Origin of the sequence: Bacillus sp. GMa5/1 (assembly GCF_050172015.1) — a bacterium.
In the GTDB taxonomy this organism is placed as follows: Bacteria; Bacillota; Bacilli; order Bacillales; family Bacillaceae_G; genus Bacillus_A; species Bacillus_A cereus.
This window is the reverse complement of sequence record NZ_JBNLYC010000038.1, coordinates 14,878-38,260: the sequence shown is the minus strand read 5'-3', so window position 1 is coordinate 38,260 and position 23,383 is coordinate 14,878. Positions and strand designations below refer to the sequence as shown.

Here is a 23,383-nt window from a genome sequence, read left to right as displayed (position 1 = left end):
AGGGAGAGTTGTATTTTGGATATTGAAAGAATTAATGATCATACGATGAAATTTTTTATTACGTACATTGATATAGAGGATAGAGGATTTAATCGTGAAGAGATTTGGTATGATCGCGAACGAAGTGAAGAGCTCTTTTGGGAGATGATGGACGAAGCTCGTGATCATGACGATTTCTTTATTGATGGGCCGTTATGGATTCAAGTGCAAGCAGTCGATAAAGGGATTGAAGTACTTGTCACGAAAGCAGAGCTTTCAAAGGACGGGCAAAAGCTGGAACTACCGATAGGGGTAGACAAAATTATAGATATTCCTCTAGATGAAGGCATCGAATCATTATTCCAGCAAGAATTAGTCGAAGAGGTAGAAGAACAAACAGGAACAAACTTTAATGAAGATGGTACGTTTGGCTTTTTAATTAAGTTTAATGATTTTGAAGATGTCATTTCATTAAGTCATCGTCTTATCTTTGAAGATATAAAAGATGAGCTGTATTCATTTGAGAACCGCTATTATGTATATGTGGAATTCGATGAAGTGCTACATGATGAAGAAGAAATCGATCGTATTTTAAGTATTATTTTAGAATATGGAGAAGAATCAACTTTAACAATTCATCGTGTAAGTGAGTATGGAAAACAAATTGTGAAAGAGCATGCGCTTGAAACGATTCGCAATAATTTTCCTGCTAAAACGTAGGCCGATTTCTGTAGTATGAAATCGGCTTTTTATATGAAGAATAGGAAAGCTTTCTTAGTTAGGAGGTAAGAGATGAAAAATACGTTAAAGCTGATTTTCTTTATACTGCTATTGTTCGCATTATTTGTTTCGTTACGCATGTTTATTGATGTAGCATTTTATTCAGATGTGATTGGGATAAAAGATGTTTCGGTTTTAGGTATTATTAGTATTTTATTTACAGTATCTGCGTTTTTAATTGGTTGCGTTATTTTCTTAGAGAACCGTCATCCGTCAAAAACACTTACATGGCTCATTGTGTTAGGTATTTTTCCGGTATTTGGATTCTTCGCTTATTTATTATTCGGACAGAACTTTCGGAGGAAGAGAATGTTCCAAAAGAAGGCGTTGCTCGATGAACAAGCGTTTTTACAATATAAGGGGCATGAAGATTACGAAGAACGGATTTTACGCAATCATAAGCATCAAGAGCTGTTATTTCGTTTAGCGGATCGCTTAGGCGCTTTAAATATTTCATTTCAAACTGAAACGAGAACATTAACAAATGGAGATGAAACGTTTCAGGCCATTTTAGATGGATTAAAACGAGCGAAACATCACATTCATATGGAATATTACATTGTGCGTGATGATAAGCTTGGAACGGAAATTAAAGATATTTTAATACAAAAATCAAAAGAGGGCGTAGTCGTTCGTTTTTTGTATGATGCGGTTGGAAGTTTTAAATTATCAAAATCGTATATTGAAGAATTAAACGATGCAGGAGTCGAAATGATTCCGTTCTTCCCTGTACGCTTTCCGATTTTAAACGATAAAATTAATTATCGAAATCATCGAAAAATCGTTATTATTGATGGAAATGAAGGCTTTGTAGGTGGATTAAATATTGGTGATGAATATTTAGGGAAGGATAAGTACTTCGGCTTTTGGCGAGACACACATTTATATTTGCGTGGTGAAGCTGTACAAAGTTTGCAGCTTATTTTCCTTCAAGATTGGTTTTATATGACTGGTGAGGCTGTGCTAGCCCCTGAATATTTACAAGCGAAAGCAGTTGAGGGGGAGCATTGGGGAGGCGTGCAGCTTGTTGCAGGTGGGCCTGATAATAAATGGGAAACGATTAAGCATTTATATTTTGCCATGATTGCTTCTGCTCGGAAATCCATTTGGATTGCAACGCCGTATTTTATTCCGGATGATGATATTTTATCCGCATTAAAGGTTGCTGCACTTGCTGGTATTGATGTTCGTTTATTAATGCCGAGTAAACCGGATAAGCGTACTGTCTTTTACGCATCGAGATCTTACTTCCCAGAGCTTTTAGATGCAGGTGTAAAGATATATGAATATGAAAAAGGTTTTCTTCATAGTAAAGTTGTCATCGTCGATTCTGATTTAGCTTCAATTGGGACAGCTAATATGGATATGAGAAGTTTTCATTTGAATTTTGAAGTAAATGCCTTTTTATATGATACAGATAGCATTCGAAAACTTGTTCAAGACTTTAAAGATGATTTAGAAGAATCAAGTGAAATTCATGTTGATCATTTTCATAAAAGACGTCTTCATAGACGAATTGTTGAATCAACATACCGCTTATTATCACCTTTATTATAAAAAGAGATGTCCGAAATTGGGACATCTCTTTTTTAAAAGGAATTTGTAACAAATTGTAGAATATAGGGAGCTGAAAGGGTGTGATTACGATATTTATCGCTAAAAGAGAAAACGGAGAGAAAATTCATTTACTCTATAATTGTAATGAAAAGCTTTTGCGCCGTATGCGTCAACAAGAACGATTCTTTTGTGTAGCTTGTGGAAAGGAAGTGCAAATGAAATTAGGGAAACAAAAAAGTTGGCATTTTGCTCATAAAAAAGTGAATTCATGTCTTGCCTTTTATGAAGCGGAATCAACGTATCATATGCATGGTAAAGAATTGTTATATAGATGGTTCAAGCGTCAAAACTTTCAGGTGGATATAGAGTACTACCTTCCAGAAATTAAGCAACGACCAGATGTTTTTGTAGAGAGGGCGGGCAGAAAAATTGCAATTGAATACCAATGTGCAAACCTCGCTATAGAGCAGCTGTACAAAAGAACATATTCGTATTGGCAAGCTGGTATACAGGTCATTTGGATCGTTGGTGGAAATCAATTGAAAAAGCAATCTGCATATTGGATGAAATTTTCCTCACTTATGGCTTTCTCCTTACAATCTTATCCTCAGCCACTTCTTATTTTCTTCTGTCCGAAACAAAAATCATTTATGAAATGTGCATTTGTCACTCCCTTTTCTACAAATGTTTTTTTCTCACATACTATATATTTACCAACTGATACGACTACTTTTGAAATGCTTTTTTCTCCCGTTCCTTTCGGGAAAGAAAGATTGGGTGAAGAGTGGGAGAAGAGAAAGAACTATTTCCGCAAAAATGCCCTGCCGATTTGGAATTATAATTATAAGTCATTATTACGCCTCTTATATCAATTTAAATGTACCCCAGCAAGCTTTCCTTCTGAAATTGGTGTTCCACTCCCTTCTGCATTTGCTTTACAAACAAACCCATTTATATGGCAAGCTTTCCTCTATATGAAGTGTATAGGGGAGCTTGCAGTGGGAGAGTGTATTTCTCTTCAATACGTGTGTAGTTATGCAAAAAGGTATACGAAAAGGCGGATACTTCCGTACTTTTCAAAGCACATATGGAAAGTGGCAGTTACTGAATATATGACATTTTTATGCTATATAGGTGTTTTGTGTAAAGTGGGAACTTATACGTACCGGAAAATAAGGGATGTCGTGATGTTAAAATCAGAGGAGGAAATTATGAAACATGATGAGATTTGCTTAATACATGCGCTATCTTTATTTGAGGCAAACTTTAACATGAGAGGAGGAAAAGGGGATATAATAAAGAATGATTGTGAAGGAATTACATAAGAAAAAAACGAATTGTACTTAAGTAGAGATATTTAAAGGAGGGCTTAAAGAATGTCTGAACAAAACAAAGCGAAAGCATTACCAGATCGCAACGAGATTGAAGAAGCAAGTACGTGGCGCTTAGAAGATATCTTCCAAACGGACGCAGAATGGGAAAAAGAATTCCAAGCTATTAAAGAGCTATTGCCGAAGTTAACTGAATTTAAAGGGAAACTTGGTGACTCTGCGGACAATTTACTTGAGGCATTGCAATATGAAGATGAAATTTCAATGCGATTAGGTAAGTTATATACATATGCTCATATGCGTTACGATCAAGATACAACAAACTCTGTATATCAAGCATTAAATGATCGCGCAACAAATTTATATTCACAAGTATCTAGTAGCACAGCGTATATTGTTCCTGAAATTTTATCGATTTCAGAAGATACACTGCAAACATTCTTGAAGGAAAATAGAGATTTAAGTGTATATGAACATGCATTAGAAGAAATTACACGTCAACGCCCGCACGTATTATCAGAAGCTGAGGAAGCTTTATTAGCGGAAGCGTCTGAAGTAATGAGTTCATCAAGCAATACATTCGGTATGTTGAATAACGCGGATTTAAAATTCCCATCTATTAAAGGGGAAGACGGAGAAGAAATAGAAATTACACATGGCCGTTACATTCAGTTTTTAGAAAGTGATGATCCTCGTGTTCGCAAAGATGCATTTAAAGCTGTATATGAAACGTACGGAAAATTTAAAAACACATTCGCAAGTACGTTAAGTGGAGCAGTAAAACGTAATAATTTCAATGCGCGTGTTCGTAAATATGATTCTGCTCGCCAAGCTGCATTGAGCAATAATAATATTCCGGAAGCAGTATACGATCAACTCGTTGAAACAGTAAATGACAACTTACATTTATTACACCGTTACATCGATATTCGTAAGCGTGCACTAGGACTTGATGAGCTTCATATGTATGATTTATATACACCACTTGTACCAGAAGTGAAAATGAATGTGAAATACGAAGAAGCGCAAGACCTTTTATTAAAATCTTTAAACGTACTTGGTGATGAATATGTTGATATTTTGAAAGAGGCATATGAAAATCGCTGGGTAGATGTGTATGAGAATAAAGGAAAACGAAGCGGGGCATATTCATCTGGTGCATATGGAACAAATCCGTATATTTTAATGAACTGGCATGATAATGTAAATAATTTATTTACACTTGCTCATGAGTTTGGTCATTCGGTGCATAGTTACTATACAAGAAAAACACAACCGCACGTATATGGTGATTATTCCATCTTCGTAGCAGAAGTGGCATCTACTTGTAATGAAGCCCTTCTAAATGATTATTTATTAAAAACGACAGAAGATAAGAAAGAGCGTCTATATTTATTAAATCATTATTTAGAAGGGTTCCGTGGTACTGTATTCCGTCAAACGATGTTTGCAGAGTTTGAACATATTATTCATAAGAAAGTACAAGAAGGACATGCTGTCACGCCAGACATGCTAACGGAAATTTACTACGATTTAAATAAGAAATATTTCGGTGACGCTTTAGTAATCGACGAAGAGATTGGTTTAGAATGGTCTCGTATTCCACACTTCTACTACAACTATTACGTATATCAATACGCAACAGGATTTAGTGCAGCGACAGCTCTATCTAAACAGATTTTAGAAGAAGGACAACCAGCAGTAGAACGTTATATTAACGAGTTCTTAAAAGCAGGAAGCTCTGATTATCCAATTGAAGTGCTGAAAAAAGCAGGAGTAGATATGGCATCTCCTGAACCAGTAAAAGAGGCGCTACAAGTATTTGAAGAGAAATTAAATGAATTAGAAGCATTATTATTTGAAGAAAAGTAATGAAAAAAGACGAGGGATTGTATCCTCGTCTTTTTTGTTGAATAGATTTAATGTCGATATTTGTTGAAGAGAAAGGTGGATTTTTTTGTTTTTTCTAACTGAAAGGATAGCTTGACGGCTGATTTTTGAAATTAAAACCCTTTGAATCGTTTTTTATAATTGAAATAAGAGAGTGTGATAACGATGATTCCGAATAAAAGAGGTAAGGCAATAATTTTAGGAAAAGCTTGTAGTAGAGAGAGGATGTACAAGAAAAAAGAAACGATGACAGCTAGAAAGAGAAGAGCAATATAAGATTTTTTCATAAATAAACCCCCTAAATGACCTTTTTTATAGCTTATTCAAAAATGAAAACGTTTAGAATGTGACAAAAGTGTGAAATTCGACAAAAGGGGTTGTCATCTGACGTCGAATCTTGTAATATAATAAGCGTGAACGAATTCACATACAAACATATACCCCTTTGTTTGAACGTGAAAATTTCTCCCATCCCCTTTAATATTTTTATAAGCCGTAAAGAAGAAGACCTGGTGTTTACACCAGGTCTTTTTCTTTTGCTATCCATTTCCAATAACGTTCGCATTTTACTTCTATCATTTGTACTTTTCGTTTCAGTTGTAATTTTTTTAGTTCGCGTTCAATTTCTTGTTGCGGACAGTCATAAATAAATGCTACTTCTTTTGAAGATATAAATTGTGTTGCTTCTAGTAGCACTTCTAAAGGTGGTAATGGTTCTGGCTCAATTTCACATTTTACAAGTTCTTTCAATAATTGTACGTATACATCGTAGGAATAATTTCCAGCGATTTTAATACCTTCTTCATCTGAGTTCGCATGAAAAAAGACGAGGGAAGGTATTTCTGTAATATGCATTTCATTCGTGAATTTCAAGTCACATTGGAAAGCTTTTTTTGCACTAGCAGAATGTAGATCTTTTTTAAATTCTTCTACATCAATATTGCTATCTCTCGCACATGCAAGTAATAGTTCGCAATCAGGGTTTGATACATTTTCAAGGAAAATGTATTCTTGGAGTTTTCGCAAAAACTTCGAACCTGCTTTTCGGCCTTGCAACTCCGCTGCCTTAATTGCCATCGAAACTAAATATGGTGTTGACGATGCTTCTTGCATATGTACTTTTCCATCACATGAAAAACCTTGTAAACTGGTTGTCTTTTCCCACACAAATCGAATATTAGCAGGTTTATTCCATTTGTGTGAGGAAGCGTTCGTTCCATCCACTTTCCCTGTTACGATATGACGAATAGAGAAGTATTTCCCGTATTCAAGCCATAGTTTAATAATAAAAGGCTCAATTTCCCAGCAATCTTTACAAAGTGGATCAATAAATAAATATGCTTCTACAGACTTATGCTCGCATGCGGAAGGAGATGGCATATTTATATGCTTTGCTTCCTGCTTATCCATTACACTTCACCTGTTTCGTTTGGAGTATTAACCATATGCTGAGCGGTTAATGCTAAACGTTCAAAAACAAACTCTCTTATATGACCATGCACTCCAGTATCATCCATTGCTTGCTCCATACATGATAGCCAAGCCTCTGCTCGTTTTGGGGTAATCTCAAACGGGAGATGGCGTGCTCTTAACATAGGATGACCATGTTCTTCAGTGTACAAATTAGGACCACCTAAATATTGGGTTAAAAATTGCTTCTGCTTCCTAGCGGTTTCTGTTAAATCTTCCGGGAAGATGGGAGATAAGTCAGGGTGTTTACTGACATAGGAATAAAATGTATCTACTAATATTGCAATGCATTGTTCACCGCCAATTGCTTCAAATGGTGTCATCGGTTGCTTGCTCATCCTTTATAAACTCCTTTTTCCATGAAATGTATATCTATTGTAGCAATGGAATGTTCGAGAGGGCAAATAAACAGCCTTCTCAAAGATTCTTTGCTTATTCTACGGGTGTAACCTTTTTTAGTGAGATGTATCCACTAGTGAAACATATTCACTAGTGGAATTTTCACTTTAGCGTGCTTTGTTTTGTTTGGCAAGGAAAAAGCGTTTTACTTTGTTATTTGTATGGCGAACAGGTATGTTATGTTGCGTTAATAAATCAATAAATGCAGCTTTTCCTGTTTCTTCATCTTGCACTTCAAATTCAATTTCATAATCATCGTGATTGTAATAGAAACTATGATCAAAGACAAGCGTTCCGCCTTTAAATAATGTTTCTGCTCTTTCTGTTGTTAAACTACCCATATATGTTAAAGCAGAAACAGGAATTTGTAATTTGTGTAATTGATCTACTACTGCTCCTTGAATGATTGTGTTTGTTTCCATCATCATTTTTGCTTCGTCTTCTGTTACGACTTGATGCGTTTCTAATAAACCGATTTCTGCAGGTTGTTTCAACGTTAACGTATAAGTTTCTCCTTTATGACGAATACGAAGTGCAGAGCCAGCTTCTTTTAACGAGAAGTCAGGTGTTTCAAAGTAGTGATTCACTTGTTTTGTAAATGCTTCAATAGAAAACGATTTACATAATGTATCGAATTCTTCTTTTGTAACGATATTTTTGAATTCAATTTCAATTTCTTGTGTCATTGTATAATCTCCTTTTGAAAAATAATTCTTTACACATTATCGCTTTTTCATAAATTTGGTTCAATGTTTTATTTGTTTGCGTCCATGTTATGATACAATAATACTGTTAAGCAAGACAGGAAGTTGAGATGGAGGAGTTAGAGCATGCAAAATAAAATCCAAGTTAAGAGCGTAGAAAAGAGAGAGAATGCTCTTATTTTTTGTGCGGAAAATAGTGAAATAGAGGTAAAGGAGTTAAGTGCGCGTAATCACGTACTTGTAGACTCAGACAATTTATCATTTTTATATATCTTAGAAAATGAATCATCTTTCATTTATGTAAGTATTCCGCACACATGCTGGGAAGCAATGCATGAAGCGATGAATAACGATGTGGTTATGTTCGTTCGCGTGAATGACATTGAAATGGAATTAGAAGGATTAAAAGAAGAAGTAGAATATTTAGTTGAAAATATTGAAGGTAATGCAAATTACGGAGAAGAACTAGTAACTGCTGTAGAAAAAGTATTTCTATAAGCAAATGGATTGATTTTGGTGGTGGTTGAAATGAATCGAAATTGGGAAGAATTTTTAGCACCTTACCACCAAGCGGTGGCAGAGCTGAAAGTGAAACTAAAAGGAATGCGTACTCAATTTGCAATGTTAACAGAGCATTCTCCAATTGAGTTTGTAACAGGAAGGGTAAAGTCGGTTGCAAGTATTATTGATAAAGCGGAGAAGAGAAATGTACCGCTAGACCGATTGAGAGAAGATATGCAGGATATTGCTGGGCTTAGAATGATGTGTCAATTTGTTGATGAGATTAAGCCTGTTGTAGAATATCTTCGAAAACGAAATGACTTTGAAATCGTGGAAGAACGTGATTATGTTACGCAAAAGAAAGATAGTGGTTATCGTTCTTATCATGTTGTCATTAGTTATCCTGTTCAAACGATTCAGGGTGAACAAAAAGTATTGGTAGAAATCCAAATACGCACGCTAGCAATGAACTTTTGGGCAACAATTGAGCATTCTTTAAATTATAAATATAGTGGACGTTTTCCTGAAGATATTAAAATAAGGTTGCAACGTGCAGCTGAAGCGGCGTTTTTATTAGATGAAGAAATGTCTTCTATTCGTCTTGAAATTCAAGAAGCGCAAAAGGCTTTTTCAAGAAAGCAAGAAACGAAAGATTCTGAATCATAAACTAAAGGGTGTTGGGCGATGAAATTTACAATTATGTCAAAGGGAGATCAATCATCAGATACACTGGCAAGCACGATGAAAGAGTACTTGCTAGATTTTGGATTTATAATGGATGAAAAGGAACCCGATATTGTAATTTCTGTTGGGGGAGATGGAACGCTTTTATATGCGTTTCATCGTTATTATAATCGATTGGATGAAACAGCATTTGTTGGTGTACATACAGGACATCTAGGTTTCTATGCAGATTGGTTACCGACAGAAGTAGAGAAATTAGTAATTGCAATTGCGAAAACACCATTCCAAGTGGTGGAATATCCGCTTTTAGAAGTTATTATTCGCTATGTGAATGGAAGTAAAGAGTCACAGTATTTAGCGATGAATGAAGCGACTGTAAAAAGTGCAGAAGGTACATTAGTAACAGAAGTAGAAATACGCGGAGAATATTTTGAAACATTCCGCGGAGACGGCCTTTGTATCTCTACTCCTTCAGGAAGTACCGCGTATAATAAAGCGCTTGGCGGAGCGATTATTCACCCATCTATTGAAGCGATACAAATTGCAGAAATGGCGTCCATTAACAATCGTGTATTTCGTACTGTAGGATCTCCACTTGTATTGCCGAAGCATCATACATGTGTGTTAAAGCCAGCTGCAGGAATGAACTTACAAATTACAGTGGATCATTTAACGATGGTTCATCAAGATGTGAAATCAATCCAGTATCGCGTCGCAAACGAGAAAGTACGATTTGTTCGTTTCCGTCCATTCCCGTTCTGGAAACGAGTTCGTGACTCGTTTGTTGCAGATAAATAGAAAGGGTTATATATTTGAACAGATTTACATTGAAATGGGATATAGGTCCGGCTGAAGAGGGAACTTTAGTTAGGGAATTTTTGAAAACGAAATGTATTTCTAAAGCCGCTTTAACGGATATAAAGTTTCACGGCGGGGCAATTGAAGTAAATGGTCAACATGCGAGTGTTCGTCATCAGTTGCGTGCTGGTGAAGAATTACGTGTCTTTTTTCCAGTTGAGGAAAGAAGTGAAGGGATGATGGCAGAAGATATCCCTTTAAGCATTGTATATGAAGATGACGCGGTTCTTATCATTAATAAAGAGGCGAACATGTCAACGATTCCGTCTAGAGAACATCCGACAAGGAGTGTTGCCAATGCGCTTTTATCTCATTATGATAAGCAGCACCTTGCAAGTACAGTGCACATCGTAACACGTTTAGATCGTGATACTTCGGGGCTTATGCTTATTGCAAAAAATCGTTTCGTGCATCATCTTTTATCGAAGCAGCATCAACAAAAAGCTGTGAAACGAACGTATGAAGCAATTGTTCACGGGAAGATTGTAGAACGAGAAGGAATGATTGATGCACCAATTGGTCGAAAATCTGATAGCATTATTGAGCGAACGGTTTGTGAGGATGGACAAAGGGCAGTTACTCATTTTAAGGTAATTGATAGTACATATCATAAGACACATGTAGCGCTTGAGCTTGAGACAGGAAGAACGCATCAAATTCGTGTGCATATGGCTCATATAGGACATCCGTTACTTGGTGATAGCTTATATGGAGGGAGAAGGGATGAAATGAAACGGCAAGCACTTCATAGTAAATCTTTGACGTTTTATCATCCTATTTTAGAGAAAGAGATGTCTTTCACTATAAAGCTTCCAAGCGATATGCAAGAAGTGTTGCGGCATACTTAAAAAGGGGACAAAATTCTTATATTATAAAGAATTTTGTTCCCTTTTTTCTTAGCGGAATAATATTAAAATTTGGTTTTCACCCGTACGCTTTATAACGAAAAATCCACTTTCGGCTTTTGTAGCAATGCCATTGTCATTTGGACGACAATATCCATGTGCTTCGCAAGTGCCGTCATCACGTACTAACATTTGTCCAATTAATCCGACAGGAAGCCACTCGGCGCGATCTTTTCTTGCTACATATTTGCAAGTTGGATCCCATTCTGTATTTAAAAGAGGTTGTATTTCTTCGGCTTCCGTCCATACATATTGGCGTTTTCCAAAGTTATCTGTTTTATAACGTTTTTGCCAACTTAAAGCCCCGCTATTTCCTATAAGGGCAGGGGTTGCACTAGATATTCCTAAAATGAACGAATCGCGTGAAGTAGCTATCCGAATTTTTTCTTCGTTACTAAATGTAACGAAATAACCGACATCAATAGGTTTATAACCTTCGGTTTCAAACATTTGTGCAAAATCCGTTCCGCTTGCATTGTAAGACGCGCCCTCAATGTACATTTCTCCATTATGAGCAAGCCATTTAGCCCCGATATTATGGTCGGTGTCGCTTACACCATTTGCAATAAACCAAGAATAAGCTTCTTCTGCAGTGCCGAAGCGCCCCATAATATGGCTACCTGCAAAATGAGCTGTTGATGTATGATGACCTTCCGCATGAGAAGAGGATCCGTTAGCGATAGTTGCGTTTCCTTCTGCGTGTGCTGCTTCGCCTAAAGCAATTGTCTGTTTACCCTCCGCATGAGAATAAGCCCCGCCTGCTGTCGTTTCACTTCCCTCACTATGCGAACTATGTCCAGTTGCTTTTGAGTTTGATCCTTCTGCATGAGAGAAAGAACCTTTTGCGTGTGTTAATAAGCCTTCCGCATGTGCTGCCATGCCCTCCGCATGAGAGTGAAGCCCCTCTGCATATGCATATCGGCCGCCCCTTTTAACTTTTGTATTTTCAGGTGTAGGTGTCTCAATTATGAGGGGTTTTTCAGTTTGTATATCATTCGATGAAGCCAATGCCTCTTTTATTTTTTTTACTTTGTTTATAATAGCAGCTGGAATTTCTGGTTCCACTTTTTTATTTATTGCTACAGAAATATTTTCTGCCGTCTTTTCTTCTGTTTGGTTAGAATGTAGTATCTGTTCATCTTGATTTGAGAGCTGTTTATTTTTTTGTTGCATCTTTATTTTTCTGCGATTGATTATGCGGCTCATCACAGCATTTTCTAAAGAGACATATGTTGGTTTTACTTTGCTTTTTTTTGATGACTCTTGTTCTTCCAGTTCTTCTATCGCTGCAGCCCGAATACTACACCAATTGTTAATTCCGTACATGGGCAGATATAAAGGGGGGAATTTTCTTTTTTGTTTAGAAGATTTTTTCTTCATTCTGTCACCTCCTGCGACATTATATGTAGTGTAATTAAAAAAAGATGCACTTTATTGCATCTTTTTTTAATTACTTTACCTAGTTTCATATGAAATCTGCCTAAATAATACGGTAATCTCTCGCTAAGTAAGGTAGTTATGAAATTGGACGGAATTTCTCAGCGACAAAAGGTAAAGAAGAAGGGACAGAGATAGTCTCCATTTCAGGATAACGTAATCCGGTTAATTTGCCACCAAATACAGCACCAGTATCAATATTGACTGTCTGATTGACGAATCGAGGTTCTGCTACTGGTGTATGTCCATATACAATCCAAGCTTGCCCCTTGTATTCTTGCGCCCAATCGCGACGGACAGGTGAGCCATCGGCATGCTTTTCTCCTGTAATATCACCATATAATACAAAGGTTTGTACTTTTTTATCTCGTCTTCCTATGTAATCTTGCCGAATCCCAGCGTGACATACGATTACTCTTTTTTCATCTAGTATGTGGTAGAGCGGTGATTGTTCATAAAGAGTGATAAACTTTTCTTTTATAATGTTTTGCTTATTAGGAGGAAGTGCCTCATATTCAGCAACAGTTGTTTCAAGTCCGTGAGCGACTGTTACATTACGCCCAAGGAAAAATCGATATAGTTTATTACAGTGATTTCCAGGAGCGTAATAAGCTTCTTTTTTATGTATGACAAGTTCCCATACAATTTCAATCATACGTAATGAATGAGGACCACGGTCTGTAATATCGCCAACGAATGCAAGTTTACGTTGGTCAGGGTGAACCGGTAGACCGCTACTCCAGTTATATCCTAGCTTCTCTGTTAAATTTTGAAACTCTTGGAAGCATCCATGAATATCTCCTATAATGTCATATTTCATATTTAAACCTCCATCGTATTTTTCATTAGTATATCTAAAAAAGGATAGAGATAAAAATATAGCGTTTTTGTGTTGTTCATTTAAACATAAAGATTTTCGTTCTTGAGCGAACATTTAAAATGAATCCAATCGCAATCATGTATGTAAGCAGTGAACTTCCTCCGTAGCTCATAAGAGGTAATGTTATCCCTGTAATGGGAAGTAATCCGATTGTCATCCCGATATTTTGGAATACTTGGAAAGTAAACATTCCGATTGTACCAGCGCAAATGTAACTACCGAAAGGATCATTACTTTCTAAAGCAATATGAATCATTCGAAAAATGAGTAAGAAAAAAAGAGAAATAATGACACTTGCGCCTAGAAATCCAAATTGTTCAGCGACATTAGTGAAAATAAAATCTGTATGTGGTTCTGGAAAATATACTTGTCCATTTTCCCACCCTTTTCCTTGCATTTCTCCGGATCCAGTTGCTAAGAATGCTTGTCTTAATTGATAGCCTTGTGCATCATATTTGTAAGGTGCTAACCATCCGTAGAAGCGATTTAATTGATATTCTTTTAAAATGTGTGCTTTAAAGAAATCTGTGTGAGTAAAAAAAATATATATTAATGTAGTTCCAGCAACGAAAGTAGCTGAAACTAATCCGAAAATAAAACGCCATCGTATGCCAGAAACTAGTATCATTGCTGCAAGCATCGCTGAAATGACCATTGTATTTCCTAAATCTGGTTCCTTTGCGATGAGTAGTAGTGGTGGCAAACTTGTTGCAAATATTTTTCCAAGTAGTAAAAAATCGTCATGTATTGTTTGGGAAAAATATTTCTCATTATGGTTTGCTATAATTCGTCCAATGACGATAATTAAAAATAATTTCATAATTTCAGAAGGCTGAAAATTTCCGATGCCTGGGAGCCTGTACCAAGCGGTAGCGCCTTTAATTGTAACGGCACCTGGTACTTGAAGTTCTAGTCCAATAAGTAGTACCATTGCAAAGCTGTACAAATACCAAGCAATTTTTTGATAACGATCGAAGTCGATAATCATAATAACACCAATGGCTATAAATCCAATGAAATACCATTGGATTTGCTTTAGTACAAAATTGACGTTTTGTAAAAATGGCGGTAAAGAGGCTTGCGCACTTGCAATAGCACAACAACTAACAATCCCAATGGCAAATAAAATAAATAGTAATACGTAGTCTATTTGATATTGAGAATTTGGATCTTTCAATGTAGGTATTCCTTTCTACTGCTCTTTATAGTAATGGATTTTATCCCGCATTAATGGGCAGTAAGACCCCTACCTCAAAATTCAGCGAAAGCGAAGAAGTTAGGTGGGGGATCAACTGCCCGTAAAAGCCCGATTGGTGAGAGCTGATTAAAGTTTCACTTTATAGTATGAGAAAGAATGTATGAACTATACGAATGATTCACATATAGTCCATACACTTTTAATTTTGCAGAGTAGTTTAATTGTTTAACTCTTTAATAATTATATCCAAACAATGGGAAAGACGTACATGTGCGTCAGGAAAAATATCTAGTTGATGAAGATAGTATTTTAAGGAACTTTTACACCATTGGTAAGCACTAAGTAGAGCTGCTCTATAGTCTGTAGTATTTTGTAAAAAGCCATATTCTTTTGCTGTTATAACGAGGTGTGTGAAATCTTCACAACCTTGAAGGAGCTTATTGTGTATTTGTTGTCCAGCATGGTAGCGAAATTGACTTAAAGGCTCAGAAATGTATATTGCATTTCCTTTAGAAAGTAAAGAAATCCATGAGGCCATATCAACACTACAAGAATATTGTCGCTCTTTAAGGGTGCCAAAAGGTTCAGTGAGCAATTCCTTTCGGAACAAGGTAGTTGTAGGCTCACCGATAATGTTGTGTCCACCCTTTAACATCCAATTACCTAAAAATATCCCGTTTAATGGGGTGTCTTCACTATATAACCTTTGTGTTGGATGGGAATCACCTATTAGATTTCCATGATCATCAATGCGTACTCGATAAGAAGTAACAAGAGCAAGATTTTTATTGGGATCTTGCTCAAAATAGGTCATCATTTTTTGTATTTTATGATTATAAAACACGTCATCGTCCATTAAAAAATTTATATACTCACCATTTGATTTTTCTATGAGCATAAGGTCATTGTGAAATTGTCCTAGAGTAGGGATATTTCGAATGTATGTTATATTTTTATAATTTGGTAAGTATTGTTCGCGTATTAAAGTTGCTGTTTCATCATTTGTACTATCATCTCCGATGATGATTTCAATATTAGAATAAGTTTGTGCCAATGCACTTTCTAGAGCAATTTTGAAATAATGAGGCCGATTATAAGTGGGAATAAGGATGGAAACGAGAGGTGGATTTTTTTCATTCATCATACATAACTTCCTTTCAGAAGCTTTTTTTTGTAAGAACAATATCTTGGTAACTTGTATATTCATGTCTGCCGCACCATAAACCGTAATGCGGCTTATTGATTATTTCTAGGCCGTACTTATTCAATAGATTGCAAATATCTGTCTCAGGATAAGCAACTGCGAAATTCGGAATATCTTTATTTACAACGTAGCAATTTTCGATTCGATGATAAAAACCTAATGTACTTTGTCCTGCATTTAAATAATAGGACGATTCAGGATTTATAAGAAAGAATGTAATGAAACATCTCCCGTCTTTTTTTAATACACGTACAATTTCAGATACGTAATGTTCTAATTCTTTTGGGAGAAGATGCGTAAATACAGAAGTTAAAAAGATAAAATCGAATGTCCCGTCTTCATAGGGGAAACGATATTGAGAGGCATCTTCTTTTCCTTCTGGATTATAGAATTGATTGTATATGTCAACATGTTCAAAGTGAAAATTATTACGCATAGTTGAAATGTTATTTTGACACCAAGTAATTCCATCTTTAAACAAATCAAATCCATAATACGCTCCATCATCATTTAAGTAATTCAATAATGGTACAGCCATTCGACCGACGCCGCAGCCTACATCTAATACTTTTTCATTTGGTTTTAAAGCGCCAATTTGAATAAAATGCTTTAGGAACTCTTTTCCAACTTTTTTGAAGTCGCCACCTACATATTGGACGAGTTCAGGAGGGGGGAGTAAAGTCATTTCTTTGTTAAGTTCACTCATGAGTATACCCCTTTCTTGTATGAGAAGATGCAGTAAATCTATTAATAAAATTTTCAATTTGTATTGAGAGAACACAGGAAAACAATTGTTATATGTAAGGAGATTCCGAAAAAGAATACTTAATTGGATTAGAAGTGAGAGAAGGATGAGTGAAAATGAAATCTCCTATAGATTAAATCTTTTTTATTCTTTTCTCCAATAAACGCCAAATACATCAATTTTAGTAATAGGGGCTTTTAAATTTCGTTGGTTTCTAAAGTCTGTCACAGCCTCAGCGCATGGCGGTAGCCCGTAGTCATCGATAATTATATAGCCACCTTTAGAAACTTTATCATATAAGTTCACGAGACCATCCATTGTGGATTCGTACATATCACCATCAAGCCGTGCAATTGCTATTTTTTCAATTGGTGCTGTTGGTAAAGTATCTTTAAACCAGCCTTTTAAAAATTTCACTTGATCATTTAGTAAATCATATTTTTTGAAATTCTCTTGTACTTGTTCTAAAGAGACGCGTAAATAATCGAATGTGTGCAAATAATCACCGTAATCTTTTGGATATTGTTCTAGATTCGGTGCTGGCAAACCTTCAAATGAATCAGCGACCCACACATTACGATTCGTAATGTTGTTTGCTTGTAAAAAACCATTCATAAAAATGCACGATCCTCCGCGCCATACACCTGTTTCAATAAAATCTCCCTCTATATTTTCACGAACAACGGTTTCCATTGCCTCTTGTAATTGGTTCATACGTTCTCGACCGATCATGCTATGTGCTGCTCTTGGCCAATCCATTCCATCATGGCGTTCACTTTTTGAAACATTTGGTTTTACAATTTTTAAGTTATGGTTTTCAGCATATTGCTTAATGAATAAAGGGAGGGGGACTGTAACTGGCTCGAATTCTAGTTCTTTTGAAATATGTAGAGATGCGGGTAAGTATGCCTCATATTCTAACCATATTTCAAATAAAATGGTCTTCTTTAGCAATTCGAGATAAAGCTGAACAGCAGATTTACTTTCCATATTTGTGCCTCCTGCAAAATGTCATACAACAATATGATTATGTAGATAGCGAATGTTTCATGATTGAATTTGAAATTGAAAAAGCAGTAAAACTGATATCAGTTTTACTGCTAAGTAAAAAATTAAGCGATTTTTTCAATAATAATAGATGCATTTGTACCAACAGCTAATGATAGCCCAAGCCCTGTAACGATTACTTCAATTAATGATGGAGTTGTCGTAATTTGCGTAATTGCTTGAACAACGATAGGTGCTCCAACTGAGATTAAAGTGGCCCCAGTACCTGGAACAGATACCCCATTTACTTGGATTGTAAGTCCTCCTAATAGACTTACTGCTGCAGTGTATACGATAACGGTAATTTTATAGAATCCAGTTTGACTAATTACGAAAGTATCAGGATCTAATTGAGAAATTGCTGTACCAAACTGAGATCCAACAGTATTAAATGGTACTGGAGCATTAAGTCCAATATCCAAAGAAATCCCAGCGGAGTTAAATGCATACAATCCTGCTGGAAGCCCTAGTCCAGATGGTCCAGTCGGTCCAGTCGGTCCAGTAGCCCCAGTCGGCCCCGTAGGTCCAGTAGCCCCAGTGTCACCAGTCGGCCCTGTAGGTCCAGTAGCCCCAGTGTCACCAGTAGTCCCCGTAGGTCCAGTAGTCCCAGTGCCACCAGTCGGCCCCGTAGGTCCAGTAGCCCCAGTGTCACCAGTCGGCCCCGTAGGTCCAGTAGTCCCAGTGCCACCAGTAGTCCCCGTAGGTCCAGTAGTCCCAGTGCCACCAGTCGGTCCAGTCGGTCCTGTCGGTCCCGTAGGTCCAGTTGGCCCTGTAGGTCCAGTTGGCCCGGTAGGTACAGTCGGCCCCGTAGGTCCCGTAGGTCCAGTCGGCCCGGTCGGCCCAGTCGGAAGGGTAAACGGTGGTATCGGTGGTAATGTAGGTCCTACAAGATTAGGGTCAAATGCACTAGCTGATAAAGATTCATCGGGATTTAATCCATTTGAATAATTATTATTTGACATAAATTCACCTCCATAAAGCGTTCATTATATAGTAGATGCAAAACCGAAAGAAAATGACACGGACATTTGAATTATTGAAAAGAAATCTTAAACTACTTGAACAATTTAAAAAAATGGAAAGTTTAGTATATGTATAACATATGATTGATTTGGAAGAGGGTGATTATGTTGAACAAGCAAGGAATTACAATTAGTTTATGTATGATTGTTCGAGATGAGGAGGAGACAATAGCCCGTTGTTTAGAAACAGTTGAAAAAATTGTGGATGAAATTATAGTAGTTGATACAGGTTCCGTCGATCGAACGAAAGAAATCGTAGAGAAATACACTTCTAACATATATGATTTCCAGTGGATTGATGATTTTGCAGCAGCAAGAAATTTTTCTTTTTCAAAAGCGACGCAAGAGTATATATTGTGGCTAGATGCAGATGATGTCTTATTAGAAGATGCTCAAGAAGCATTGAAACTTTTAAAAAAAGAATTAGATCCTAAAATTGATGCTGTTTCGATGCCTTATCATCTTGCAATGGATTCTAACGGGAAACCTTTATATTGTACAAAAAGAAATCGACTTGTAAAGCGTGAAAAACAATTTCAATGGTTTGGAAAGGTTCATGAGTATTTAGCTATTTCTGGTGAGGTTTTTAGTAGTAATGTTGCTATTACACATAAAAAAGAAAAAAAAGTAACAAATCGTAATTTGAAAATTTTTCAAAATACTGTAGCAGCAGGTGAAGAATTAAGTCCGAGAGATTTATTTTATTACGCAAATGAATCTACGGATAACCAAAAATATGATGATGCAGTTCTTCTATATGAAACATTTCTTAATCAAGACGAAGGATGGTATGAAGAGAAAATTTATGCATGTGGTAAGTTAGGAGATTGCTATGCAAAACTAGGAATGTGGGAGAAGGCAATCGAATCTTGTGTGAAGTCGTTTCGGTATGACGTCCCTAGAGGAGAGAATTGTACAAGAATAGGATATATATATATGGAACAAGAAAAATATAATGAAGCGATATTTTGGTTTAAACTTGCTACGGAAGTACCAATGGCAACGGAAAGTCCTTTCCATAGTCCAGCTAGCTACACATGGCTACCCTATTTACAAATGTGTATTTGTTATAGCAGGTTAGGGGAGCAGGATAAAGCGTATTATTACAATGAATTAGCAGCTTCTTATGTTCCGAATAATGCTGCAATTGAATATAACCGTAAATATTTTCGGGGAGTTTTTGATAAACCATATAAAGTGTAATAGGTTTCGTTTTTTAGAAATGATTTATCGCTATTCTAACTCTAATAGATTGGTTATATATTAGAGTATCAGTAACGTAACCAATATAAATAAAAGATTTTATACTGCTATTTGCGGGCTAATAATCATTGGGGGATGAACAAAATCTGCACTTTATAGAATTCATATGAGATTTATATTTCTAATTCAATTTGCATAAGGAGTGTGTGAAATGAATCGCGAAAAAAGTTCTTTATATGAAGAAAAATCCGAGCATTATTACAATGCAGCGAATCCGAATTTATTAAAGCATATAAAAAAGGAATGGAAAGAAGTTCTTGATATTGGTTGCTCGAGCGGAGCATTGGGAGCAGCTATTAAAGAAAACGGTACACGTGTATCAGGAATAGAGGCATTTCCAGAGGCGGCAGAAAAAGCGAAGGAAAGACTAGATCATGTTATTTTAGGGGATATAGAAAAAATAGATCTTCCTTATGAGGAGGGGCAATTTGATTGCGTCCTATTTGGGGATGTATTAGAGCATTTATTTGATCCGTGGGCTGTGATTGAAAAGGTTAAGCCATATATAAAGCAAAATGGTGTGATTTTAGCAAGTATACCAAACGTTGCTCATATTTCAGTATTAGCTCCCTTACTTGCTGGAAATTGGACGTATACAGAATATGGTTTATTAGATAAAACACATATTCGTTTCTTTACATTCAATGAAATGCTAAGAATGTTTTTAAAAGCAGGATATTCAATTAGTAAAGTAGATCGTGTATATGTTGATCATAAAATGTATGAGCCGCTTATTGAGGAGTTATATGGAATTTGTAAAAAATATCGTCTTGGAAGTGGCTTCATGGCTGAGACAGTTGTATTTCAGTATATTATTGAAGCTGAAAAATCACAATTATGAGTGCTGCAGACAAAACAATATTATTTGTTACATGCATAAATGATCGGAAATTGTATGCAAACTGCGTGCGACATATATTGCAATTGTTAGTACCGCCAGGGTATATTGTCCAATTTATGCCGATTCGAAATGCGAAAAGTATGACGAGTGGATACAATCAAGCCATTTCGCATCCAGCGAAGTATAAAGTGTATTTACATCAAGATGTTTTTATTATAAATAGGGCTTTTTTATACGGATTACTTCAATTATTTGAGGAACATGAAAACCTTGGGATGATTGGGATGGTTGGAGCGCAATATGTTCCTCCGACTGGCGTATGGAACGAAGGGCGTGGAATTGTAGGAAAAGTCATTGGTTATATGAATGATTTGTTTTATATGGCAAGTTTAGAACAACCGTATCATGAATCAAAAACATTTATTCCTGTAGAATGTATTGATGGTTTATTAATGGCGACACAATATGATGTTCCGTGGCGAGAAGACTTATTTGACGGATTTGATTTTTATGATGTATCTCAATCATTTGAATTTAAAAAAGCAGGATATACAGTCGGTGTACCTGTACAGCGCGATGCTTGGTGTATCCATTATCATTTTGATGTGAATATGACGAACTATGAAAAGTATCGGAAAATATTTGTGGAACACTATATGTCAGATGTAAATAAGGAAGAATAAAAGGGGGGACAAAAATGAAAGATCATACAATATTAGTCGTTGTTTGTGTAAATAATGAGGAGCTTTTCAAACAATGTGAGAGCCAAATAAGAAACATTTTTGTTCCCCCTGGTTATGTCGTGCAAATTTTTCCGATACGAGATGCGCAAAGTATGGCAAGTGCATACAACCGAGCCCTTTCATATCCAGCGAAATACAAAGTGTATATACATCAAGATACATATCTTATTAATCGAGACATGTTTTCTACACTTATATCTCTTTTTAAAGAAAATGAAAAGCTTGGTTTAATAGGAGTCGCTGGGGCTCAGTTTTTACCGAATAACGGGATATGGTGGGAAGGGAAAAATTTAGTAGGGAAAGTGATTGAGTATAGAAGACGAAATTATCAATTATTAAATTTAGATCAGGTTTTTTATGGTAATCAACCATTTTTTTCAGTTCAGGCAATTGATGGTTTATTCATGGCAACGCAGTATGATATTCCGTGGCGAGAAGATTTGTTTCAAGGGTTTCACTTTTATGATGTGTCACAGTCTTTAGAGTTTCAAAGGGCTGGTTATTTAATTGGTATCCCAAATCAAGCAAATTTATGGTGTATTCATTACAACGGGGATGAGTTTGATGCGGATACATATGAGAAGTACCGGAAAGTGTTTGTAGAACATTACAAAGATATATTATCTCCATCATAAAGGAGAGATGAAAAGTGAAAGGAATTATTTTAGCAGGTGGTACTGGATCGAGATTATATCCAATAACGAAAGTAACGAATAAACATTTACTTCCTGTTGGTCGGTATCCGATGATTTATCATGCGGTATATAAGCTAAAACAATGCGATATTACAGATATTATGATTATTACGGGTAAAGAGCATATGGGGGATGTTGTTAGCTTTTTAGGGAGTGGTCATGAATTTGGAGTGTCCTTTACGTATCGTGTGCAAGATAAAGCGGGCGGGATCGCACAGGCGTTAGGGCTTTGTGAAGATTTCGTCGGGAATGATCGTATGGTAGTTATATTAGGGGATAATATTTTTTCAGATGATATTCTTCCGTATGTTGAAGAGTTTGCAAATCAAAAAGAAGGTGCGAAAGTGCTATTGCAATCTGTAGAAGATCCCGAAAGATTTGGCGTAGCACATATTCAAAACCGAAAAATAGTTGAAATTGAAGAAAAGCCGAAAGAGCCGAAAAGTTCTTATGCGGTTACGGGAATTTATTTGTATGATTCGAAAGTCTTTTCTTATATTAAAGAATTAAAACCTTCTGCACGGGGAGAACTTGAAATTACAGATATAAATAATTGGTATTTAAAACGAGGGGTACTTACTTATAATGAAATGAGCGGCTGGTGGACTGATGCGGGAACTCATGCTTCGCTTCAAAAGGCGAATACGTTAGCGCGTGATATTAATTTTGGGAAACAGTTTAACGGAGAATAGGTGAGAATATGAAAGTTGTAGAAACAAATTTTACCGATGCAAAATTGTTAGAACCGAGGTTGTTTGGAGACGAGCGTGGCTTTTTTTCAGAGAGTTATAATAAGCAGGTGCTAGAAACATTAGGGATAACGTATTCATTTGTACAGGATAACGTATCTTATTCGGCTAAGGCAGGAACGATTCGGGGACTACACTTTCAAAAAAAACCGAAAGCACAAACGAAACTCATTCAAGTTATGCAAGGGGCAATTTATGATGTTATCGTTGATTTACGAAAAAAATCACCAACATTTAAACAATGGAAAGGATATATTTTAAGTGCAGATAACCATCGGCAATTACTAGTGCCAAAAGGGTTTGCGCATGGATTTTGCACGCTTGTTCCGCATACTATCGTTATGTATAAAGTAGATGAATATTATAGCGCAGAGCATGACTCAGGATTACTTTGGGAAGATAAAGATTTAGCAATTCCTTGGCCAGTAACCGATCCTATATTGTCCGATAAGGATCAGATATTACCATTATTAGAGGAATATGAAGATAGTTTTTAAGTAG

Annotated in this window: 25 protein-coding genes; 14 read left to right on the top strand and 11 right to left on the bottom strand. The window is 36.2% G+C overall.

Annotation, left to right across the window (positions count from 1 at the left end; translation table 11 throughout):
• The first annotated feature begins 15 nt into the window (after window positions 1-15).
• From mecA to pepF, 4 genes are all read left to right on the top strand, one after another.
• Window positions 16-699, top strand: a complete 684-nt coding sequence (gene mecA / locus ACQGSG_RS12060) for an adaptor protein MecA (protein ID WP_000350716.1) — start codon at window positions 16-18, stop codon at window positions 697-699.
• A 72-nt stretch (window positions 700-771) separates the two neighbouring features.
• Window positions 772-2,316, top strand: a complete 1,545-nt coding sequence (locus ACQGSG_RS12055) for a cardiolipin synthase (protein ID WP_000799198.1) — start codon at window positions 772-774, stop codon at window positions 2,314-2,316.
• A gap of 80 nt (window positions 2,317-2,396) precedes the next feature.
• Window positions 2,397-3,641, top strand: coding sequence for a competence protein CoiA (locus tag ACQGSG_RS12050; RefSeq protein WP_098619229.1), 1,245 nt, complete (start codon window positions 2,397-2,399; stop codon window positions 3,639-3,641).
• Between the two features lie 51 nt (window positions 3,642-3,692).
• Window positions 3,693-5,519, top strand: a complete 1,827-nt coding sequence (pepF, locus tag ACQGSG_RS12045) for an oligoendopeptidase F (RefSeq protein WP_000003348.1) — start codon at window positions 3,693-3,695, stop codon at window positions 5,517-5,519.
• Between the two features lie 131 nt (window positions 5,520-5,650).
• Here the strand turns inward: pepF and ACQGSG_RS12040 are convergent, their stop codons facing one another.
• The 4 genes from ACQGSG_RS12040 to ACQGSG_RS12025 all read right to left on the bottom strand — a co-directional run bounded on the left by ACQGSG_RS12040 (window position 5,651) and on the right by ACQGSG_RS12025 (window position 8,092).
• The gene (locus ACQGSG_RS12040) at window positions 5,651-5,824 is read right to left on the bottom strand and encodes a hypothetical protein (protein ID WP_000750355.1); all 174 of its coding nucleotides are present in this window, start codon (window positions 5,822-5,824) and stop codon (window positions 5,651-5,653) included.
• A 229-nt stretch (window positions 5,825-6,053) separates the two neighbouring features.
• Complete coding sequence (locus ACQGSG_RS12035; RefSeq protein WP_000360656.1) at window positions 6,054-6,947, bottom strand: ClpXP adapter SpxH family protein; 894 nt, start codon at window positions 6,945-6,947, stop codon at window positions 6,054-6,056.
• The gene (locus ACQGSG_RS12030) at window positions 6,947-7,345 is read right to left on the bottom strand and encodes a hypothetical protein (RefSeq protein ID WP_000043386.1); all 399 of its coding nucleotides are present in this window, start codon (window positions 7,343-7,345) and stop codon (window positions 6,947-6,949) included. The genes ACQGSG_RS12035 and ACQGSG_RS12030 overlap by 1 nt, the downstream gene beginning before the upstream one ends.
• A 168-nt stretch (window positions 7,346-7,513) precedes the next feature.
• Window positions 7,514-8,092 carry a CYTH domain-containing protein gene (locus tag ACQGSG_RS12025; RefSeq protein WP_000191120.1) on the bottom strand — a complete coding sequence of 193 codons (579 nt, stop codon included), beginning with the start codon at window positions 8,090-8,092 and terminating at the stop codon, window positions 7,514-7,516.
• A gap of 144 nt (window positions 8,093-8,236) precedes the next feature.
• Here ACQGSG_RS12025 and ACQGSG_RS12020 point away from each other — a divergent pair, with 144 nt between their 5' ends.
• From ACQGSG_RS12020 to ACQGSG_RS12005, 4 genes are read left to right on the top strand one after another with little or no spacing between them, the layout of a single operon-like run.
• Window positions 8,237-8,608: a hypothetical protein gene (locus ACQGSG_RS12020; RefSeq protein WP_001180003.1), complete on the top strand. Its 372-nt coding sequence runs from the start codon at window positions 8,237-8,239 to the stop codon at window positions 8,606-8,608.
• Between the two features lie 30 nt (window positions 8,609-8,638).
• Window positions 8,639-9,277 (top strand): GTP pyrophosphokinase, encoded by a 639-nt coding sequence (locus ACQGSG_RS12015; RefSeq protein WP_001081482.1) that lies wholly within the window; start codon window positions 8,639-8,641, stop codon window positions 9,275-9,277.
• 18 nt (window positions 9,278-9,295) lie between these two features.
• Window positions 9,296-10,093, top strand: coding sequence for an NAD kinase (locus ACQGSG_RS12010; protein ID WP_000673190.1), 798 nt, complete (start codon window positions 9,296-9,298; stop codon window positions 10,091-10,093).
• Window positions 10,094-10,107: 14 nt separating this feature from the next.
• Window positions 10,108-11,001, top strand: coding sequence for an RluA family pseudouridine synthase (locus ACQGSG_RS12005; RefSeq protein ID WP_001079131.1), 894 nt, complete (start codon window positions 10,108-10,110; stop codon window positions 10,999-11,001).
• 48 nt (window positions 11,002-11,049) lie between these two features.
• Here the strand turns inward: ACQGSG_RS12005 and ACQGSG_RS12000 are convergent, their stop codons facing one another.
• The 7 genes from ACQGSG_RS12000 to ACQGSG_RS11970 form a co-directional block, all read right to left on the bottom strand.
• Window positions 11,050-12,438 (bottom strand): peptidase G2 autoproteolytic cleavage domain-containing protein, encoded by a 1,389-nt coding sequence (locus ACQGSG_RS12000; protein ID WP_061655170.1) that lies wholly within the window; start codon window positions 12,436-12,438, stop codon window positions 11,050-11,052.
• Window positions 12,439-12,574: 136 nt separating this feature from the next.
• Window positions 12,575-13,315, bottom strand: coding sequence for a bis(5'-nucleosyl)-tetraphosphatase PrpE (prpE, locus tag ACQGSG_RS11995; RefSeq protein ID WP_000872694.1), 741 nt, complete (start codon window positions 13,313-13,315; stop codon window positions 12,575-12,577).
• A 76-nt stretch (window positions 13,316-13,391) separates the two neighbouring features.
• Window positions 13,392-14,552, bottom strand: coding sequence for an FtsW/RodA/SpoVE family cell cycle protein (locus ACQGSG_RS11990; protein ID WP_000654700.1), 1,161 nt, complete (start codon window positions 14,550-14,552; stop codon window positions 13,392-13,394).
• Between the two features lie 238 nt (window positions 14,553-14,790).
• Window positions 14,791-15,717, bottom strand: coding sequence for a glycosyltransferase family 2 protein (locus ACQGSG_RS11985; RefSeq protein ID WP_426947362.1), 927 nt, complete (start codon window positions 15,715-15,717; stop codon window positions 14,791-14,793).
• Window positions 15,718-15,730: 13 nt separating this feature from the next.
• Entirely contained in the window at window positions 15,731-16,483 is a 753-nt protein-coding gene (locus ACQGSG_RS11980; RefSeq protein WP_001292838.1) for a class I SAM-dependent methyltransferase, read from the bottom strand.
• Window positions 16,484-16,666: 183 nt separating this feature from the next.
• A complete protein-coding gene (locus tag ACQGSG_RS11975; protein WP_000444386.1) occupies window positions 16,667-17,512 on the bottom strand; it encodes a TylF/MycF family methyltransferase in 846 nt (281 codons plus the stop codon).
• A 122-nt stretch (window positions 17,513-17,634) separates the two neighbouring features.
• Window positions 17,635-18,531, bottom strand: coding sequence for a BclA C-terminal domain-containing protein (locus ACQGSG_RS11970; RefSeq protein ID WP_426947360.1), 897 nt, complete (start codon window positions 18,529-18,531; stop codon window positions 17,635-17,637).
• Window positions 18,532-18,696: 165 nt separating this feature from the next.
• Here ACQGSG_RS11970 and ACQGSG_RS11965 point away from each other — a divergent pair, with 165 nt between their 5' ends.
• The 6 genes from ACQGSG_RS11965 to rfbC all read left to right on the top strand — a co-directional run bounded on the left by ACQGSG_RS11965 (window position 18,697) and on the right by rfbC (window position 23,379).
• Window positions 18,697-19,794: a glycosyltransferase gene (locus ACQGSG_RS11965; protein WP_097796500.1), complete on the top strand. Its 1,098-nt coding sequence runs from the start codon at window positions 18,697-18,699 to the stop codon at window positions 19,792-19,794.
• Window positions 19,795-20,005: 211 nt separating this feature from the next.
• Window positions 20,006-20,695, top strand: coding sequence for a class I SAM-dependent methyltransferase (locus tag ACQGSG_RS11960; RefSeq protein ID WP_001078432.1), 690 nt, complete (start codon window positions 20,006-20,008; stop codon window positions 20,693-20,695).
• A complete protein-coding gene (locus tag ACQGSG_RS11955; RefSeq protein ID WP_001271187.1) occupies window positions 20,692-21,378 on the top strand; it encodes a glycosyltransferase family protein in 687 nt (228 codons plus the stop codon). The genes ACQGSG_RS11960 and ACQGSG_RS11955 overlap by 4 nt, the downstream gene beginning before the upstream one ends.
• A gap of 14 nt (window positions 21,379-21,392) precedes the next feature.
• On the top strand, window positions 21,393-22,073 hold the full coding sequence (locus ACQGSG_RS11950) for a glycosyltransferase family protein (protein WP_098389639.1): 681 nt from the start codon (window positions 21,393-21,395) through the stop codon (window positions 22,071-22,073).
• A 14-nt stretch (window positions 22,074-22,087) separates the two neighbouring features.
• The gene (locus tag ACQGSG_RS11945; RefSeq protein WP_000676160.1) at window positions 22,088-22,825 is read left to right on the top strand and encodes a sugar phosphate nucleotidyltransferase; all 738 of its coding nucleotides are present in this window, start codon (window positions 22,088-22,090) and stop codon (window positions 22,823-22,825) included.
• 8 nt (window positions 22,826-22,833) lie between these two features.
• A complete protein-coding gene (gene rfbC, locus ACQGSG_RS11940; RefSeq protein ID WP_000869415.1) occupies window positions 22,834-23,379 on the top strand; it encodes a dTDP-4-dehydrorhamnose 3,5-epimerase in 546 nt (181 codons plus the stop codon).
• The last annotated feature ends 4 nt before the right edge of the window (window positions 23,380-23,383 follow it).